The sequence below is a fragment of the Nocardia sp. CA-135953 genome (assembly GCF_050955735.1).
Taxonomy (GTDB): domain Bacteria; phylum Actinomycetota; class Actinomycetes; order Mycobacteriales; family Mycobacteriaceae; genus Nocardia.
The window spans coordinates 6444583-6461449 of the sequence record NZ_CP192082.1; the positions used below are offsets into that span (position 1 = coordinate 6444583).

Genomic DNA, 16867 nt, shown 5'->3' on the forward strand with positions numbered 1-16867 from the left:
TGCGCTCACCCTCGGTCACCAGCTGGAATCGGTGACTCCACGGTCCGTGGCCGATTGACGCGAGACGACCTCGACATTGCTGAATTCCATCGGCGCGCCGTCATCGTCGGAAACCGGTTGGCGCTCTTCGGAATCAGGCGGCGCAAGCGAAACCTTTGGCGCCTTCGGCATTTCGGCGCTCAGGTCGGGCATGCCCTCGATCAGATCCGATAGTTTGGGCAGTCGCGCACGACGGTCGTGCAGGGGCGTCATCAGCTCCTGCGCCTTGCGCATCACCTCGGCGGTCGCCTTCTGCGCCGCCTCGGTCACCGCCTTCGCGATCTCGCCATAGCTCAATTCGTCTATGCCGGAACCGAATTTGGTTTCGATAATGGTGCCGTCGGCGTTGACGGTGACGGTGATCCGCTTGCGCACGGTAGCGCTCGCGGTCAGTTCGGCACGCTGTTGCTGCACCTGCGCGATCGCCCGAAACTGTTGCTGGACTTCATCGAGCACCGCCGCCATCTCGGCCTTGGCGAATTCGTTCGTCATCGGCCACAACTCACCGGAAGCCGTCGCCGTTGGACTGGTCCATCCGCCGCAGTTCCTTGGCGGTCTTGGTCTGACCGGTGTAGAAGTTGTCGAAATTCGTCGCCGTGGTCTCGATATTCCCGGTCATCTGCGCGCGCGCGACCTTGTATCCGTCTGGCCCGTCGGCGAACTGGCGTCCCAGTTTGTCGTTCCCCCACGGCGCACCACGGCCGGCGAGCGCAGCGTCCAACGTGCTCAGCACGCCGTTCACTCGATCCCGAACGGCGCTGGTCCGCTCCGCGGCCTTCTCGAACAGATCCGCGTCGTGCCTCAACTTGTCCGACATCGCGTACTCCTCGAGCTCCAGCGGTCCCCCGCACCCATCGCCATCGGATCCTCTGATTCGACGATGACAGCGCTCGGCGACTCACCAGTAGCTCGAACATGAACGGCAAGTGCCGCGCCAGTTACAGCGCCCACCGACCGCGGTTCGCGGTCACTTCGGCTTGCGGAACCTGCCCATGATGCCGTCGACAATGCGCAGCACACCGCGCACCGCCATCGGGAAGAAGGCCGCCTTCATGAACTCGAAGTAGCTCGGGTTGTACCGCGCGACATACGAAATGGCCGGATCCACGGATTCGACCTGGTGCCACCAGAACATCGGGATGTAGAGGATGTCGCCGGTCTCGAGAACCACGTCGTAGCAGGACGCGTCCTGCAACTTCTCGAAGCTGCTCACATCCGGGTCGAACTCGTCGGGGAGTCCGGTGTAGGGGTCGGAAACCTTCATCGGAATCCGGCCGTAAACATTGCGGTACTCATTCGGCGGGAACAGCCGGACCCGCTTGCGGCCGTGCAGCTGAATCAGCAGGCCGTGCCATGGATCATTGTGCAGCGGAGTCAGATTGCCCTGTTGGCCGATCCACACACTGCTCGCCGCCGGGCTCTGCTGCCGGGTGCCGACGCGCGCGGGCAACTGCTCGGCGAGCGGCTGCGGGTTCGCGGCGGCACGCGAGTAGTAGTTCTTGCCCGGCTTCTGCTCGTCGAAAACAGCTGCCATGACATCGCGGTATTCGAGCACCTCGACCGGCGACGTCTCCTGTGTGAACACGTTGGTCGCACTGGTCAGCGCGGCGACCTTCTTGTCGCCGTATTTCTCGCGCAGCGCTTCCGGCTGAAAATCTTCGAATACCGGCCAAGTTCTTGCGACACCGCGGAATACGGCCGGAGTCCGTTTATCGAATACGGCCTCGAGTTGGAAATCCCGATCGGGTACGACCAGCCCTTGCTGCCCACCCGTCGACCGATTCAGTACATCGCGAACACTTCGCCCGGCCCAGAGTACGAAACTGGCTAGGAAAATAGGAGCCAGCGTGACCGGCCTCTCATCGTAACCCTTAGTCATATCCCCGTGTCTTCTAAGAGAATTGGTGCACTGCTTTGACTTTCGGTTGCTCGAAGCAACCACCACCGCGCCGCGATCCCGACCCTATCGACATCCTCGAGTTTACCGCCCGAACCGTGCCCACTGCTGGGAAGATGGGGACGCAACTCTCGGACCGAGCAGTCGGACCTCCCACAGACGGCAACAGCCGGTGCCGGCCGGAACGCCTAGGGTCGAGGAGACGCCGATTTCAGGAGATGTCGTGGCCGACTTGCCTTCGGACCCATTGCTTTCGCTGGTGACCGTGGCGGCTGAACATATGGGGTATTCGTGCCGGGCAACTGAACCCGACGAGGTGCAGTTGATGGGCCCGCGTGGGGATGGACCACATTTTCTGTGGCTTGACAACTTGCGGCGCAGGCTGAATGCGAAGCCATTCGATCAGTGGCCCGCGCTCATCGCGGATCATGTCGAGACGTTCCTGGCGCGAGTCGATCTGGATTACACCGATCCGCTCGATACCGACGAATTCACAACAGTGCGTGGATTTCTCAAGACACGGTTCGCGTCGTCGGACACCATCGCGGGTATCGACATTGTCGGGCACTACGTCGCGCCGGGCATCATCCAGGTGGTGGTGATCGAGCAACTCCGCACCGCCGAGATCGTCACTTGCGACCAGCTCGCCCACTGGCAGATCGACACCAACGAGCTCTTCGAACTGGCCGAGGCGAACACTCGTGCCGCCGACCGCCTGGCGATCGAATGGCGCAACTACAACGATGCGCATTTCGCCGTTCTGAGCGGGTCGGAGTCCGCGAGTGCCCACTCGAAATGGCTCGGCGACTATCCGGTGATCGGCACGTACGGAGCACTTTTCGTCATCTCGCACGAAGGCAACGTCTATACGCATCCCATTGTCGGGCCGAATGCGCTGACCGCGATGATTCTGCTGGGCAAGGTCGCCGCCAACACCTACCGCAGCGAACCGCAGCCGATCAGTCCGGCGGTCTACTGGTGGCGGGACGGGGAAATCGGCCTTGCCGCCATCACCGAGATCGATCCCGATAACAGCGTCGAGGTGCGCCCGACCCCGGAATTCGAGGCATTACTGACCAGCCTGGCGGTGACCTGCGAGTTCGCGGTGGTGCCCGCCGATGCGGTCGATACCGCACTCGATGCGATGGAGCAGTACCGGCACATGTGCACCGCCCCGGAGGGCAGTGCGGCCCCACCCGCCGTCGACGACCTCATCGCCGAGATCGACCGCAACGGCGGCGCAGTCGGATTCGTTGCCGCCGTCGCTGATTCGCGCGGAGCGGTATTGCGCACCTGGGGGCCGAACCGGGGCAGGCACCTGCTGGCCGTACTGAAACTCACCAAGGACCGCGACCTCGCCGTGCTGGACGTCGAGACGGGCCACCTCTACGACCCCCGCGGCCACATCGATGTCCGCGTGACCGTCGGTGACGGCCGGTCACTGCCCTACCTCACCCCCGCACTGCTCGAGGACGTCGTGGTCGCCGCCGCCGACCCCGATGACCCGTTCCTGGTCGTCGCACGCGCGGATGAGACCTACATCCGCACGCGCCGCCACGAATGGGTCTATGAAATCGAGCACCGGGCGGGATCCGCGTCGGAGCACTTTCGCGTATACACCCTGCGGCACAAGGTCGTTCGCGATGTCATCTGGGCGTGGGTCGGTGGGGACCCGTCCTGGACGGTCGCGGTGCAATGGCGGCGGGTCGATCCCACATCGCCCGGCATCGAGGCGGCATCCGGATTGGAAATCCTGCAGGACGAACTGTCGTGCGCCGGTCCCGGCCTCACGCCCGACGCACTCGCCCTCCTCGATACCTTTCTGGCAGTGCGTGATACGCCGATCCCGTCGATGGATCCGGTTCCGACGAATGACCTCGCGAGCGACCCGGCGAGCTTGCGTGATCTGGCGTCATCACACACCGAAGAGGCACGCCCGATTGCCGAAGTCGAGACGCCGGACGACACCGACGAGACCTGAGGGCGGCCGGCGCACCCGCGATCACCCGGGTGCAAGGATCGAAGCATGCGAGTACTGGTGCAGCGCGTATCCGCCGCGCAAGTGACCGTCGACGGACAGACCGTTGGCCGGATCGAACCGAATCCGCAGGGCCTGGTCACCCTGGTCGGAGTGACGCATGAGGACACGGAATCCACCGCGAAGGCATTGGCGGACAAGGTGTGGCGGTTGCGAATCCTGCAGGGGGAACGCGCGGCCGCGGACCTGGATGCGCCCGTTCTCGTGGTCAGCCAGTTCACCCTCTACGCCGATACCGGCAAGGGACGGCGGCCGTCCTGGTCCGCCGCCGCACCCGCCCCCGTCGCCGAACCGCTGGTCGAGACCTTCGCGCAAGCACTGCGCGAGCTCGGCGCAACCGTCGCCACCGGACGGTTCGGCGCGCATATGCACGTCGAACTCGTCAATGACGGTCCCGTGACACTGCTCCTGGAGGGCTGACCACAACCGCCGAGCGCAACCACCCCTGACAGCTTCGTGCACCGCTGGTTCGCACGGCTACACTCACGAACCACGCGGAACAGCCACGGCGGCCGCGAGCGCGGTTGTCATGGCTGTCGACAGGTCGATCGCGGCAGCACCGGTCGCCGGTTGATTGCCTGCTCATTCCGGCCATTTCTATGGCAAACTCGGTCGAGCAGAATGCGGCCGCTCGACGACCGTGACGCGGAAGGTGAAGCGGGAGTTGAGGTCGCGATGGATCTGAGTGCACTCGAGCGTCGGGTAGCCGAGGATCGCAGGGCAGCGATCGACCGGACGGTCGAGAACGAATTGCGTCTGGCCTCGTCGCTGTGCGACCTCGCAAAAGGCCTGGTCGCGACCAAGAACGGCCCCGGCAGGGACCGGACGGCCGAGGCCTTGGCCCCTTCGCAGGAGTCCGTCGGCATCCGGCTGCACTGGCTCGCCGCCGGTCGGGTGACCGCCGAGTTCGCGGGCGAAGTCCAGGATGCGCTACGCGTCTTCGAGCAGGCGACCCGGCACATCGGTCACCGCGAGCTCGCGGCGAGCACCATCCGCAATGCCTGCCATACCTATCGCCAAGTGTCACAGACGCATCCGCAGGTGGCCGCCGTCTGCGCGGACGGGCTCTCGAAATGCGGCGTCTGGTTGTGCCGCCTCGACCCGAAGGCCGCCGTCGCCGCCAGTGAGGATGCCGTGCGCATCCGCAGCGCGCTGTTCGCGGCGAATCCGGATCAGTCCGGAAAATATCTCGCCAGCCTGAACATGCTGCTGCGCACACTGATGGTCGGCCGCCAGCGCAAACAAGCCGTGGCGATGTATCGCGAGCGGTATGCGGCACTGACCTCACCTGAGATGACGGCACGGCTACGCGAAACCCGGATCGAGGACATCGATCTCACCAACAAGACCTTCACCGCGCTCACCAAACTCGAAGCCCGGACCTTGCAGCGCGCGGGACATCTGACGCAGCAGCAGATTCTGTACCAAACCTCCGGCGATCTCGCCACGATCGAGGAGATCAACTGGAAGCTCGCGCTGGTCGGCCTGAAGCCGCTGGCCGCTGGCGCCCTACCCGATCCCCCGTCCCGGCCGGTGGAAATCGGTGCGACCTTCGGCGCATTGAGTGTCCGCTGCAGCGCGCGCGACGCCGTCGCCCAGGTTCGCGCCGCGATCATCGCGGCCTACGCCACCGACAACGCACGCCAGGTCGATCGCTCAGCCGTGCGCGGCGCACACGAAACCCACTGGCATACCTTCGATCCCGAACTGAACTCGACCGAATCCCTAGGCGATGACGTAGTGCTGATCGAACAGCCATACGGCGGTTCGGTTGTCGTCATGAGCCTGAACTGGGAGATCACCCAGGTTGGCAAACATCCACTGGCACAGCACCTTTCCGCGCGTTGGCCGGTGATCAGCGTTACCGCGAACGAGAAGATGTCCTACGAGCTGTGCCGCTACGAGGACGGTGTGGCCACCCAATACGCCGCACTCGGCCGCCCGAGCGGACAGGCCCCACTCGATGCCCCATTGGCACCCCTGGACTTCGCGGCCCTGGCCGACTACGGCGCGGATTACGCGTCCGAAACCCAGGTCCGCGCCGCGTTCGGCAACACCGAAATGTTCGCGAAACTCACCCACCTGCCCGCCAGCGGCATTCGGCAAGCGGCCCTGGCCATTCCGCTCGCGGACTACGGCGACAATGTCCTCTTCTTCCGCGGCAACGGGAGTTAACCGGGTACTTCCACAGAGCACCGATCATGTCGACGATCATCGAGACTGCCGCAGCCAGTGTCAATCTCCGACTACCTGCACGGCAGACCCGAGACAGCAACCGGCGAATTCGACTTCCCCATCCACACCGACGTAATCCGCACCGTACGCCGCCCGGTCGATATCCGAACATCACAGCCGAATTGAGCCGCGCAGCGGTCTAGCGGAAGTCGCTACCTACTCGGTGCGCCATGCACCCCGCGCACCGCCCTGAGCTGTACGGAGACCCGTATCGCCGCCCTGAAGCACCCATCGAACGATCACTGTTCGCCGCAGAGCCACGCAATCCCACAAGGGAATTCGAGTAGCCATCTACTCGGGTGAGCACCCCACCCCCGGCCATACGCTTCTCCCATCGTCGAGGTTCAACACGAATCGGAGGAGAAATCATCGCCAATGTGGTTTGCGGTCGATCCCCTGGATGACCCCGGGTTGCGGTAGGACGCGGCGCAAGGAACGACGACACCGATCCAGCGCGAGCTGGGTAATGTCAGGGCAGGCAGCGGACGCATTGTGTCCGAAGTCGTTGCTTACCAGACATTTACGACCTGCGGGCGCCGGTGCGGCTCGGCTCCTCGCCGCGCGACGTCACCGAACACGGAGTCGGACAGCGTGACCGACCACGGCACACGGCGGAATGTTCGCCGAATCCAGGAACAGAGTCGAGCTACAGACTCAAATGTAGTCGTAGCGCCCGATCGAGTTCGGCCGCAAGAGTTTCGGGCAGTCGACCCAACGTGCGCCCGACTCTCTCGACTGATACCGAACGCACTTGCTCGGCCTGGGCTTTCGAGAGAACCCGCAGACCCGGCACATCCTTCAACAAGACCTGGAACGGAAAAACCTTCTCAGTGTTGCTGGTAACCGGGACAACTGTGACAACGCCTCGGCCAAGTTGCTCGGCGCGACGATTGGCACCGTCGTTACTCACGACGATTGCGGGACGAAGCTTACTGACCTCGTTCCCGCGAACCGGATCGAAATCTACGAGCACGAGATCGCCACGGCGCATCACCTCAGCCCGTCGTCGACAGTCGCCGACCAGACAGCTTCCTCACCAGCTCCGTCCCACTCATCCCATGCCTCTTCGTAGGCATCTTCGAGAGCACGACTACGCAGCAGCGCGATCGCCTTGTGAACGGCGGCCGACCGCCCTGGCAGGCCGGACCGACACACTTCAGCGTCGAGCACCGCCACGTCCTCGTCCGACAGGCTCACACTAAGCTTCATACCACCAATGCTACCAGGGTAGGAACGCGCAGGATACCGCTCTTATTTCGGACGAACCGTAAGAATCCGCGGCCCGTCCTCGGTAACCGCAACCGAATGTTCCCAGTGCGCCGCCCGACTTCCGTCCAACGTCACCACGGTCCAGTCGTCGTCGAGCACCTTCGTCTGCGTAGTGCCCAACGTCAGCATCGGCTCGATCGCGAGCACCGATCCGACCACGAGTTTCGGCCCCTTACCCGGCGCACCCTCGTTGGCCAGGAACGGATCCATATGCATCTCCCGGCCGATGGCGTGCCCACCGTAACCGTCGACGATGCCGTAGGACCGACCGTGTTCCTTTTCGGCCGCGCGCGTACCCATTTCGATGGCATGCGAGACGTCGGTCAGCCGGTTACCGGGCAGCATGGCCGCGATACCCGCCTCCATCGATATCCTGGTGGCATCGCTGAGCAGCTCATCGGCCTCGATGATCGTGCCCACGCCGAAGGTCCAAGCCGAATCACCGTGCCAGCCTTCGAGAATCGCGCCACAGTCGATCGAGACCAGATCACCTTCGGTCAGGATCTCGGACGAGGTCGGAATCCCGTGCACCACACGGTCGTTCACCGATGCGCAGATCGAACCCGGAAAGCCGTGATATCCCTTGAACGACGGCACGGCGCCCGCATCGCGGATCACCTGCTCGGCGATCTCGTCCAACTCCAGGGTGGAAACACCGGGCTTGGCCGCCGCGCGCGCCGCGACGAGTGCGCGGCCGACAATCGCACCGGCCGCCGCCATCGCATCCAGTTCACCTGCCGTCCGGAACGGCACGACCTTCTTCTTGCGGTTGAAGACCATCCGGCCTCAGTGTCCCAGGGCGTGCAGCGCGCGTGCGTTGACCTCGTCGATCTCGCCGACACCGTCGACCGAGACGACCAGACCGTCGTAATGCTCCAGCAGCGGCTCGGTCTCCTCGCGGTACACCCGGAGCCGATTGCGGATCACGTCCTCGTTGTCGTCGTTGCGACCGCGCGCCATCATCCGGCCGACCACGGTCTCCTCGGGCACGACGAAGCAGAGCACCGCGTCGAGCTTCTTGTCCATATCCGCGAGGATCTTCTCCAGCGCGTCGGCCTGATCGACTGTGCGCGGGTAGCCGTCCAACACAAAGCCGTTCGCGGCATCCGGCTCGGCGACCCGAGCCTCGACCATGCGGTTCGTCACATCGCTCGGTACCAGATCGCCAGCGTCGATGTACTTCTGCGCCTCCCGGCCCAGCGGTGTCCGAGCGGAGATATTCGTGCGGAACAGGTCCCCGGTGGAGATGTGCGGGACGCCCAGTTTGTCCGACAATAGGTCGGCCTGGGTGCCCTTGCCGGCTCCCGGCGGTCCGAGAAGTACAAGTCTCACTTGAGGAACCCTTCGTAATTTCGATTCATCAGCTGGCTTTCGATCTGCTTCACGGTGTCCAAGCCGACGCTCACCATGATCAGCACCGAGGTGCCACCGAACGGAAGGTTCTGGGTGCCACCGGATGCGCCGATATCGAGGAAAAGGTTCGGCAGGACGGCCACGAGACCGAGGTAGATCGAGCCGGGGAGGGTAATGCGGCTCAATACGAAATTGAGGTAGTCGGCGGTGGGCCTACCGGGGCGATACCCGGGGATGAAGCCGCCGAACTTCTTCATCTCGTCCGCGCGTTCCTCCGGGTTGAAGGTGATCGCGACATAAAAGTAGGTGAAGAACACGATCAAACCGAAGTAGATCGCGATGTATGCGGGGTTGCCCGGGTTCACCAGGTATTTCTGGATGATCTCCTGCCACCAACTCCTATCGGTGGCGGTCTTCGAGGAGGTCAGCTGCGCGACCAGGTTCGGCAGGTACAACAGTGAGGACGCGAAGATCACCGGAATAACACCGGCCTGATTGACCTTCAGCGGCAGATAGGTCGAGGAACCGCCGTACATCTTGCGGCCGACCACACGCTTGGCGTACTGCACCGGAATTCGGCGCTGGCCCTGCTCGACGAAGATTACCGCGGTGACGATGGCGAACGCGGCGACACAGACGAGTCCGAAGACCAGTCCGCCGCGGTTGTCCAGAATGTTCTTGCCCTCGGTGGGGATGCGCGCGGCGATACCGCCGAAGATGAGCAGCGACATGCCGTTGCCGATGCCGCGCTCGGTGATCTGCTCGCCGAACCACATGACCAGTGCGGCACCGGCGGTCATCACCAGCACGATGATCACCATGCCGAAGATGCTGGTGTCGGCCAGGATGTCCTTCTGGCAGCCCTGCAGCAGCTGACCGCGGGCCGCGAGCGCGACCAGACCGGTGGCCTGCAGGATCGCCAGCGCGATCGAGAGGTACCTGGTGTACTGCGTCATCTTGTTCTGGCCCGTTTGGCCTTCTTTACGCAGTTCTTCGAAGCGCGGGATGACGACGGTGAGCAGCTGGATAATGATGCTCGCGGTGATGTAGGGCATGATGCCGATCGCGAAGACCGACAACTGCAGCAGCGCACCACCGGAGAACAGGTTGATCAGCTGATAGATACCGGCGGAATCTCCGCCGGAGACCAGGTCGATGCATTCCTGCACACTCTTGTAGTCGACACCGGGGGACGGCAGCGAAGCACCCAAGCGGTACAGCGCGATCAACCCCAGCGTGAAGAGAATCTTCCGCCGTAAGTCCGGAGTCCGGAAGGCCGATACGAAGGCGGAAAGCACAGATCCTCCTGGCGAACGACATGGTCATGCCACGGATATAGAAAACCCGTGACGAGGCTTGGCAGACAACAACTGAACTCTAACAGTGGCACCGGCGGTGTGAGCTCAGTGCCCAGAGGCGGCAGCTCGCATAACCACGGAGGGCACGCGAGCGCCGCCAATCGAACACTGTCGAGCTCTTCACTCGTCCGGTGCCACTATCTGCAGAGTACCGTCAGCCCAGCTCGGTGACAGTGCCACCGGCCGCGGTGATCTTCTCCTTGGCGGCGCCGGTCACCTTGTCGACGGTCACCTGGACCGCGACGCCGATCTCGCCATCGCCGAGAACCTTGACCAGCTGGTTCTTGCGAACCGCGCCGGCTGCCACCAGCTCCGCCTTGCCGATCGCGCCGCCCTCGGGGAACAGCTTCGCGATCGCGCCGACATTCACGACCTGGTATTCCGTGCGGAACCGGTTCGTGAAGCCCTTGAGCTTGGGCAGCCGCATGTGAATCGGCATCTGCCCACCCTCGAAGGCGGCCGGGACGTTCTTGCGAGCCTTGGTGCCCTTGGTACCGCGGCCCGCGGTCTTGCCCTTGGAGCCCTCACCGCGACCCACACGGGTCTTCTCGGTCTTGGCGCCGGGAGCCGGACGCAGGTGATGCAACTTGATGGTCATGTCAGACCTCCTCAACTGTTACGAGGTGGCGCACGACGTTGATCAGCCCACGGTTCTGCGGGTTGTCCTCACGAACCACGGTCTGGCGGATCTTGCGCAGGCCGAGCGTACGAAGGCTCTCCCGCTGGTTCGCCTTGGCGCCGATCGACGACTTGATCTGGGTCACCTTGAGCTGGGTCTTAACCTCTTGGGCCATAACTACCGACCTCCCGCTGCCTGAGCGCGTGCGCGCAGCATGCCCGCAGGGGCAACGTCCTCGAGGGGCAGACCGCGACGGGCCGCGACCTCTTCTGGACGCTGCAGCATCTTGAGCGCCGCAACCGTCGCGTGCACGACGTTGATGGCGTTGTCGCTACCGAGCGACTTCGCCAGAATGTCATGGATACCAGCGCATTCCAGCACCGCGCGCGCCGCACCACCGGCGATCACACCGGTACCGGGCGAGGCCGGACGCAGCATGACCACACCGGCCGCCGCCTCACCCTGCACCGGGTGGGTGATGGTCGAGCCGATCATCGGAACGCGGAAGAAGCCCTTGCGAGCCTCCTCGACACCCTTCTGGATGGCCGCGGGAACTTCCTTGGCCTTGCCGTAGCCGACGCCGACCAGACCGTTGCCGTCACCGACGATCACCAGGGCGGTGAAGCTGAAGCGACGACCACCCTTCACGACCTTGGAGACGCGGTTGATCGCGACGACGCGCTCGAGCTGGTTCTTGTCGGCCTGCTGGTCACGACGGTCACCACCGCCACGACGATCGCGACCACCGCCGCGGCCGTCACGGCTGTCGCCGCCACCGGCGGCACCATTCTGCTGTCCGGCGGGTCCGTTGCCGCCGTCACGCCTCTGACGTCCCGGCATCAGACGTTCCTTCCGTAAATGTTTGCAGTCATCAGAACTTCAACCCACCTTCGCGAGCGGCATCGGCGAGCGCCGCGATGCGGCCGTGGTAGTCGTGGCCACCACGGTCGAACACAACGGCCTCGATGCCCGCGGCCTTGGCACGCTCGGCGAGCAGCTGACCGACCTTCTTGCCCTTGGCCGACTTGTCGCCGTCCAGTGCGCGCACATCGGCCTCGATCGAGGACGCGGCGGCAATGGTCTTGCCGATCGAGTCGTCGATGAGCTGTGCGTGCAGGTGACGCGAGGAGCGGTTGACCACCAGACGCGGACGCTGGGTGGTGCCGACGACCTTCTTGCGCAGACGGAAGTGACGGCGGGTCTTCGACAGACGACGCGTCGTCGACACGTCCTTGCCACGCGGAATGCGCTTGGCCTTCTGATTTTCGGTTTGCGCCATGATCACTTACCCGTCTTTCCGACCTTGCGGCGAACGACCTCGCCGGCGTAGCGGATGCCCTTGCCCTTATAGGGATCGGGCTTACGCAGTCCGTGGATGACAGCGGAGATCTGACCGACCTTCTGCTTGTCGATTCCGGACACGGAGAACTTGGTGGGCGATTCCACCGCGAAGGTGATGCCCTCCGGGGCCTCGATCGGCACCGGGTGCGAGTAGCCGAGGGCGAACTCCAGGTTGGAGCCCTTGGCCGCGACACGGTAACCGACGCCGAAGATTTCCATCTTCTTCTCGTAGCCCTTGGTCACGCCCTCGATCATGTTCGAGACCAAGGTACGGGTCAGGCCGTGCAGCGAGCGGTTCTGGCGCTGGTCGTCCGGGCGGGCGACCTCGAGCTGGCCGTCCTCACCCTTGGTGACGGTGATCGGCTCGGCGACGAGGTGGGTCAGGGCGCCCTTGGGCCCCTTCACCGACACGCTCTGGCCGTCGATGGCGACCTCGACACCGGCAGGAATGGCGATGGGCTTCTTACCAATACGCGACATTTGTCCTACCTCCCTTACCAGACGTAGGCGAGGACTTCGCCGCCTACGCCCTGCTTGGCCGCCTGACGATCGGTGAGCAGACCGGTCGACGTGGAGATGATCGCCACGCCGAGGCCGCCCAGGACCTTGGGCAGATTGGTGGACTTCGCGTACACACGCAGACCCGGCTTCGACACCCGGCGCAGGCCCTGCAGGCTGCGCTCACGGCTGGGGCCGTACTTGAGGTCGACGACGAGGGTCTTGCCCACGGTCGCATCCTCGGTCCGGTAGTCGGCGATGTAACCCTCGCGCTTGAGGATCTCGGCGATATTCGCCTTGAGCTTCGAGTGCGGAGCCTTCACCTGATCGTGGTACGCCGAGTTGGCGTTGCGCAGACGTGTCAGGAAGTCTGCGATCGGATCAGTCATGGTCATGGTTCGACCTTGACACCTTTCTCGCTGCGGTTCCCATGCAACACCGGCACCCAATAGGCGTACCAGCCGTGGGCCTACAGCAATTCGGCGGTCCGGCCGACATTTGCCGACCGGATTGAGTTCTCATACGAGTTCTCGGTGCGAGGGCCGTCCACACGTCGATGCAACAGCGCATCTTGGACATGCGGACACAGAGGTGCCCGAGCAACCGCTCTAGTGTAGGCAAGCCCCAGCTGAGGGCCAAATCCGCCCCCGGCCGCTCACCTCGGCGTAGGTTGCGCTGATGCGCCGTCTCGACCTGCAGCCGAAGAAGAAGCTCCGCAATCCGGGACGTCACCTGCGTCAGCTCGCTCGTTGGCCAGAGCGAATCGCGGATCGAATTCCTGACTCGACGAGCCTCGCTGACCAGCGCTACTGGAATTTCAAGCTGCCGGTCATCGACAAACTGGTCGAGCCGCCGTATGCGACGAATGCGATCCGCAGCGTGTGCCTCATCGCACTTTTCGCTGCTGCCGAGGCGGTTGAGCGTTCGACGCGGCGCCCGGAAAACAGCCGCGTCGCCTGCCTGGTGACGACGCCCTTCCTGTTCAGCTCGGAAGTGACAATTTTTCTATCGGAAGACTATTTCCACAGCTTCCTTCCAGTGCCAGACGTTCAGCGCACGACCTACCAGGGCGGATGGATCGAAGCGTCGCCCGCCGAAGCATCGCTGCTCGATCCGATTCGCCCACCAGAACCGAACGGCCTTGAATTCCTTGGCGGAACGCGGCTCCTCCAATTCGATGAGGAATGGCCCGATCACCTCGTCGACAGCATCAACTGGATCTGGGCGTTTCCGCGCAAATGAGATCGCCAGCAGGGATTGCATGGTCGCGACCGTAGAATCCAAGCAGCACTGAACCGCTACTTGGGTGGTGCGGGGTCCGACAAAGTCGGATTCTTGGGCATGCCTGCGGTGGCGTCGACGCGCACCGCCGAACTGTAAATTCCCTGCGGCAGGAAGCCTGGGATGAAGGTGGCGCGCTGGACCGCATCGCTCTTGCGATACACCAGGATGCTGGTCTGGCGCGTGAACACCGGCTCCATTTCCACTGTGGCCCCGACGAATTCCTCCACGCGCGCACGGGTGTTCGCGGTCAGCACATACACGCGGTCCCAGTCACCACCGGTCAGATCCCGTAGCTGCGCTTGACCTCGGGTCCGCACCAGTTCACGCAGTTTCGCCTCCAGCTCAGGGTCCGCCACCAGACGCGGGCCGGTCGGCTCTGGATCGGTGAACTCGAGATACTTCGGATAGCCCGGGGCGGCCAACGTCACTGCTGCCGTGTACACACCGGACTGCAACGGAACGTCCACCCACACCGCCCGTTGCAGCTCGACCCCCTTCATGAAGACCACCGCACTCGCGCCCCGGCGATCGAAGGTTTCCTCCATCGGTACCCGCGCACCCACCTCCCGCTCCACCTGATCCCGGCCGAGCTCCTCCTGCTGATAGATGTGCACTCGATCCCAGTCGCCACTCGCGAGCCCGCGCAGCGGTGCGGTTCCGCCGTTGTGCCACAACTCGTTCAAGCGAGTTGACAGTTCCCGGTCCTGCTCGAGCCGCGGCTGCCCCGGCTTACCGATGCTGAACAGCAACAGTCCGGCCACAACCAAGACTGGGAGGATCACCAGGACCGATCCCCACAGCACCTTGCCGCCCAGTTTCACCAATACGTTCCGTTCGTCGGTTTTCCGGGACTGCCCTCGGGATCGTGACCGCCCTGCGCAGGCGGCTCCTTGTCGGTCTGCCCCGTATACCCGAGCGGGACTTGGTTGCTGTACATCAGTTGGTTGTCCGGACCTGGCCCGACCACCACCGTCTGACCATCGAGCACGGCTTGCTTCACCAGCGTGTACAGCTCCGCATTCGATGCGTTCGGATTCTGCATGGCGATCCGGCGGCCGACCTCATTGTTGTACAGGTCCATCGCCTCCGCGCTGGCATGCGTTTTCGCGGGGTCGTCGATGCGCTCGTGTGCGGTGGTGAACGCCTTGGTCCAATCCTCCCCGAACTCCTTGGTCAACATCGCATTCCAGTACGCGTGCCGGAAGGCGTCGGCATGCCCGTCACCAACGCCGCCGTCGCGGAGCTCACCCTTGAATACTTCTTTCCCTCCATCGGAGGCCAATTCCTCGATGGCGTACGCCGCAGCGACCCCGTGCAGATTCAACCGCGAGAGCATGTCCGCCTCTCCAGCGGTCATCTCCTTCGGATCGATCCCCATCGAGCTGAGTAACTTCCCGATTGCACTGTCTGGGTCGGCGGGAAACATGATCGACCTTCAGCACCACAGTCTCCCCTTCGCACCTATCGATCCTATCGCGACCGTACCCGGTGAGGTGAGCGGCCGGAACGGGATGCGCGCCAGCGAGATGCCCGGCTGGATCCGGTGGGGGCGTCAAACCCGCCCGCCCCTTGGCATCGAAAACCCTTCGACTGCACCTACTCTCGCTCGCAGGACGCACATTGAAGCCCTCTGTAGCACTCGACTACAGGGCGCGGGCGCGGCGGCTACCCAACGGCGCTATGAATCGCTGCACCCCCGGACGGCGCTGACAACCGCTGACTAATCGGGCTTTAGCAGCGACGCCTCGGGGCCGACTCCAGCCGTTCTGTGGGTTGTGCTCCCTGTACATCGTGGCGGGCGGGTCGTAGCCTCGCAGTATGAGTAACATCCCACCGAACGCGGTCGGCCGCCATCTGCGTGTAGGAGCTGTCTCCGAGTCGCCAATGGCTTTGTACCCGCCTGCCGCACAGGGAGACTGAGCAACTGCCCTGAGGCTCTACACATGGAGCGCTCGGATAGTCGCAGCGAGATCCGACTGTCCATGGGCACTGGCGCCGTGCACAACCGCCACATCAACTACACATGGAGCTGTTCGTCGAAGATACCGACAAACAGCTGACCCTCATGTACTGCGAAGTGGATGCGATTACTCGTGGGTGAAAGCTTCGCGTGCCATTCGCAGCTGATCTGCTCGCCGTTGAAGTCAACGAGGCGCTGACGCATCGCTTTCGCATTCTTGTGGGTTTTCGGACTCTCTGGCGAACAGACCACATCGGCCTCGATCTGCATGAGCTTTACCCGCCGCACCGACTGCTTTTCCGCGGACCAGATCCGCGGCGCATGGTCATGTAGGCCAGCCAAGTTCGCGATGACCTGCCGCCGCACCACCAGCGGAGGACCGCTGAACCTACCCAGCTGATCCCAGATCCCGTCGACAAAAACGATGTTGGGAAAGGGCAGGTGTTGATGGTCGGCCACGTTGTCCAGCAAACCAGGATCTGAATCCAGAATGGACCGCCAGAACAGCGGCGCATCCGTCTTGTCGGCAATAAAAAATACACTTTCGCCCGGTCCGCCAGTCCTCGATTCAACCCGCTCAGCGCCACGCCGCCCTGCAGTTGCCGTTGTCAGACATGCGATCTGAACTTGCTTCGCCGCCATCATGAGGCAGATTCCAACGCTGGGCGCTATCGGAAGAACCTTCGTGCCGATAGTGAACTCCCACTCGCTGGGATCTTCGTCATACCGTGCGATCTTGTCCAAACGGCCATGCAGTTCCTGACGAATGTCACGGTCGATGCGTGGGTCGAGTAGATGATCGACCAAAGTGCGACCAGACCCCGATTCGATATCGAACAGTTCGTCTGACCGCTTCACCGTGCCTGGCGTGGACCGCACATAGTCGAGCAATTCCAGGAAGACGGCAAACGCCTCTTCCAGTTTGGCCGGCTCCTCTGATTCGAACGCGAACCCCGCTTCGTCCACAACGAACCGC

General features: G+C 63.5%; 21 protein-coding genes. 4 read left to right on the plus strand and 17 right to left on the minus strand.

Going from position 1 to position 16867, the window contains the following annotated elements; translation table 11 throughout:
* Positions 1 to 15: 15 nt before the first annotated feature.
* From ACQPXH_RS29545 to ACQPXH_RS29555, 3 genes are all read right to left on the minus strand, one after another.
* Positions 16 to 531, minus strand: a complete 516-nt coding sequence (locus ACQPXH_RS29545) for a YbaB/EbfC family nucleoid-associated protein (protein WP_433599731.1) — start codon at positions 529 to 531, stop codon at positions 16 to 18.
* A 10-nt stretch (positions 532 to 541) separates the two neighbouring features.
* Positions 542 to 856, minus strand: coding sequence for a hypothetical protein (locus ACQPXH_RS29550; RefSeq protein ID WP_433599732.1), 315 nt, complete (start codon positions 854 to 856; stop codon positions 542 to 544).
* 150 nt (positions 857 to 1006) lie between these two features.
* Complete coding sequence (locus ACQPXH_RS29555) at positions 1007 to 1918, minus strand: cupin-like domain-containing protein (protein ID WP_433599733.1); 912 nt, start codon at positions 1916 to 1918, stop codon at positions 1007 to 1009.
* Positions 1919 to 2306: 388 nt separating this feature from the next.
* Here ACQPXH_RS29555 and ACQPXH_RS29560 point away from each other — a divergent pair, with 388 nt between their 5' ends.
* The 3 genes from ACQPXH_RS29560 (at position 2307) to ACQPXH_RS29570 (ending at position 6149) form a co-directional block, all read left to right on the plus strand.
* Positions 2307 to 3917 carry a hypothetical protein gene (locus ACQPXH_RS29560; RefSeq protein WP_433599734.1) on the plus strand — a complete coding sequence of 537 codons (1611 nt, stop codon included), beginning with the start codon at positions 2307 to 2309 and terminating at the stop codon, positions 3915 to 3917.
* A 45-nt stretch (positions 3918 to 3962) separates the two neighbouring features.
* Positions 3963 to 4394 carry a D-aminoacyl-tRNA deacylase gene (dtd, locus tag ACQPXH_RS29565; RefSeq protein ID WP_433599735.1) on the plus strand — a complete coding sequence of 144 codons (432 nt, stop codon included), beginning with the start codon at positions 3963 to 3965 and terminating at the stop codon, positions 4392 to 4394.
* A 255-nt stretch (positions 4395 to 4649) separates the two neighbouring features.
* Positions 4650 to 6149, plus strand: a complete 1500-nt coding sequence (locus ACQPXH_RS29570) for a hypothetical protein (RefSeq protein ID WP_433599736.1) — start codon at positions 4650 to 4652, stop codon at positions 6147 to 6149.
* Between the two features lie 706 nt (positions 6150 to 6855).
* On the opposite strand, the gene ACQPXH_RS29575 is transcribed toward ACQPXH_RS29570, so the two are convergent.
* From ACQPXH_RS29575 to rpsH, 11 genes are all read right to left on the minus strand, one after another.
* Positions 6856 to 7203, minus strand: a complete 348-nt coding sequence (locus ACQPXH_RS29575; RefSeq protein WP_433599737.1) for a type II toxin-antitoxin system PemK/MazF family toxin — start codon at positions 7201 to 7203, stop codon at positions 6856 to 6858.
* Positions 7200 to 7418, minus strand: coding sequence for a ribbon-helix-helix protein, CopG family (locus ACQPXH_RS29580; RefSeq protein WP_433599738.1), 219 nt, complete (start codon positions 7416 to 7418; stop codon positions 7200 to 7202). Before ACQPXH_RS29580 ends, ACQPXH_RS29575 begins: the two co-directional genes overlap by 4 nt.
* Positions 7419 to 7460: 42 nt before the next feature.
* Positions 7461 to 8258 carry a type I methionyl aminopeptidase gene (gene map, locus ACQPXH_RS29585; RefSeq protein WP_433599739.1) on the minus strand — a complete coding sequence of 266 codons (798 nt, stop codon included), beginning with the start codon at positions 8256 to 8258 and terminating at the stop codon, positions 7461 to 7463.
* Between the two features lie 6 nt (positions 8259 to 8264).
* Complete coding sequence (locus ACQPXH_RS29590) at positions 8265 to 8810, minus strand: adenylate kinase (protein WP_433599740.1); 546 nt, start codon at positions 8808 to 8810, stop codon at positions 8265 to 8267.
* Complete coding sequence (gene secY, locus ACQPXH_RS29595) at positions 8807 to 10129, minus strand: preprotein translocase subunit SecY (RefSeq protein WP_433599741.1); 1323 nt, start codon at positions 10127 to 10129, stop codon at positions 8807 to 8809. The genes ACQPXH_RS29590 and secY overlap by 4 nt, the downstream gene beginning before the upstream one ends.
* A 214-nt stretch (positions 10130 to 10343) precedes the next feature.
* Positions 10344 to 10787, minus strand: a complete 444-nt coding sequence (gene rplO / locus ACQPXH_RS29600) for a 50S ribosomal protein L15 (RefSeq protein ID WP_063046903.1) — start codon at positions 10785 to 10787, stop codon at positions 10344 to 10346.
* A 1-nt stretch (position 10788) separates the two neighbouring features.
* Entirely contained in the window at positions 10789 to 10983 is a 195-nt protein-coding gene (rpmD, locus tag ACQPXH_RS29605; RefSeq protein WP_433599742.1) for a 50S ribosomal protein L30, read from the minus strand.
* 2 nt (positions 10984 to 10985) lie between these two features.
* Entirely contained in the window at positions 10986 to 11648 is a 663-nt protein-coding gene (gene rpsE / locus ACQPXH_RS29610) for a 30S ribosomal protein S5 (RefSeq protein ID WP_063046902.1), read from the minus strand.
* A gap of 31 nt (positions 11649 to 11679) precedes the next feature.
* Positions 11680 to 12087, minus strand: coding sequence for a 50S ribosomal protein L18 (gene rplR, locus ACQPXH_RS29615; RefSeq protein WP_433599743.1), 408 nt, complete (start codon positions 12085 to 12087; stop codon positions 11680 to 11682).
* Between the two features lie 2 nt (positions 12088 to 12089).
* Complete coding sequence (gene rplF, locus ACQPXH_RS29620; protein WP_433599744.1) at positions 12090 to 12629, minus strand: 50S ribosomal protein L6; 540 nt, start codon at positions 12627 to 12629, stop codon at positions 12090 to 12092.
* Positions 12630 to 12643: 14 nt separating this feature from the next.
* Positions 12644 to 13042, minus strand: a complete 399-nt coding sequence (gene rpsH, locus ACQPXH_RS29625) for a 30S ribosomal protein S8 (RefSeq protein ID WP_062983150.1) — start codon at positions 13040 to 13042, stop codon at positions 12644 to 12646.
* Between the two features lie 283 nt (positions 13043 to 13325).
* On the opposite strand from rpsH, the gene ACQPXH_RS29630 reads away from it, so the two are divergent.
* On the plus strand, positions 13326 to 13889 hold the full coding sequence (locus ACQPXH_RS29630) for a DUF3916 domain-containing protein (protein ID WP_433599745.1): 564 nt from the start codon (positions 13326 to 13328) through the stop codon (positions 13887 to 13889).
* Between the two features lie 56 nt (positions 13890 to 13945).
* On the opposite strand, the gene ACQPXH_RS29635 is transcribed toward ACQPXH_RS29630, so the two are convergent.
* The 3 genes from ACQPXH_RS29635 to ACQPXH_RS29645 all read right to left on the minus strand — a co-directional run bounded on the left by ACQPXH_RS29635 (position 13946) and on the right by ACQPXH_RS29645 (position 16857).
* Positions 13946 to 14752, minus strand: a complete 807-nt coding sequence (locus ACQPXH_RS29635; RefSeq protein WP_433599746.1) for a hypothetical protein — start codon at positions 14750 to 14752, stop codon at positions 13946 to 13948.
* Positions 14749 to 15309, minus strand: a complete 561-nt coding sequence (locus tag ACQPXH_RS29640; RefSeq protein WP_433599747.1) for a DUF6973 domain-containing protein — start codon at positions 15307 to 15309, stop codon at positions 14749 to 14751. The genes ACQPXH_RS29635 and ACQPXH_RS29640 overlap by 4 nt, the downstream gene beginning before the upstream one ends.
* A gap of 639 nt (positions 15310 to 15948) precedes the next feature.
* Positions 15949 to 16857, minus strand: a complete 909-nt coding sequence (locus ACQPXH_RS29645; RefSeq protein ID WP_433599748.1) for a hypothetical protein — start codon at positions 16855 to 16857, stop codon at positions 15949 to 15951.
* Between the last annotated feature and the right edge of the window lie 10 nt (positions 16858 to 16867).

What these genes read in the sequence shown, in the direction of transcription:
- dtd (WP_433599735.1), top strand. Translation starts at nt 3,963, where the DNA reads ATGCGAGTACTGGTGCAGCGCGTATCCGCCGCGCAAGTGACCGTCGAC.
- ACQPXH_RS29570 (WP_433599736.1), top strand. Translation starts at nt 4,650, where the DNA reads ATGGATCTGAGTGCACTCGAGCGTCGGGTAGCCGAGGATCGCAGGGCA.
- ACQPXH_RS29630 (WP_433599745.1), top strand. Translation starts at nt 13,326, where the DNA reads ATGCGCCGTCTCGACCTGCAGCCGAAGAAGAAGCTCCGCAATCCGGGA.
- rplO (WP_063046903.1), bottom strand. Translation starts at nt 10,787, where the DNA reads ATGACCATCAAGTTGCATCACCTGCGTCCGGCTCCCGGCGCCAAGACC.
- ACQPXH_RS29545 (WP_433599731.1), bottom strand. Translation starts at nt 531, where the DNA reads ATGACGAACGAATTCGCCAAGGCCGAGATGGCGGCGGTGCTCGATGAA.
- ACQPXH_RS29555 (WP_433599733.1), bottom strand. Translation starts at nt 1,918, where the DNA reads ATGACTAAGGGTTACGATGAGAGGCCGGTCACGCTGGCTCCTATTTTC.
- rpsH (WP_062983150.1), bottom strand. Translation starts at nt 13,042, where the DNA reads ATGACCATGACTGATCCGATCGCAGACTTCCTGACACGTCTGCGCAAC.
- ACQPXH_RS29640 (WP_433599747.1), bottom strand. Translation starts at nt 15,309, where the DNA reads ATGGGGATCGATCCGAAGGAGATGACCGCTGGAGAGGCGGACATGCTC.
- ACQPXH_RS29550 (WP_433599732.1), bottom strand. Translation starts at nt 856, where the DNA reads ATGTCGGACAAGTTGAGGCACGACGCGGATCTGTTCGAGAAGGCCGCG.
- rplR (WP_433599743.1), bottom strand. Translation starts at nt 12,087, where the DNA reads ATGGCGCAAACCGAAAATCAGAAGGCCAAGCGCATTCCGCGTGGCAAG.
- map (WP_433599739.1), bottom strand. Translation starts at nt 8,258, where the DNA reads ATGGTCTTCAACCGCAAGAAGAAGGTCGTGCCGTTCCGGACGGCAGGT.
- rpmD (WP_433599742.1), bottom strand. Translation starts at nt 10,983, where the DNA reads ATGGCCCAAGAGGTTAAGACCCAGCTCAAGGTGACCCAGATCAAGTCG.
- rpsE (WP_063046902.1), bottom strand. Translation starts at nt 11,648, where the DNA reads ATGCCGGGACGTCAGAGGCGTGACGGCGGCAACGGACCCGCCGGACAG.
- ACQPXH_RS29580 (WP_433599738.1), bottom strand. Translation starts at nt 7,418, where the DNA reads ATGAAGCTTAGTGTGAGCCTGTCGGACGAGGACGTGGCGGTGCTCGAC.
- rplF (WP_433599744.1), bottom strand. Translation starts at nt 12,629, where the DNA reads ATGTCGCGTATTGGTAAGAAGCCCATCGCCATTCCTGCCGGTGTCGAG.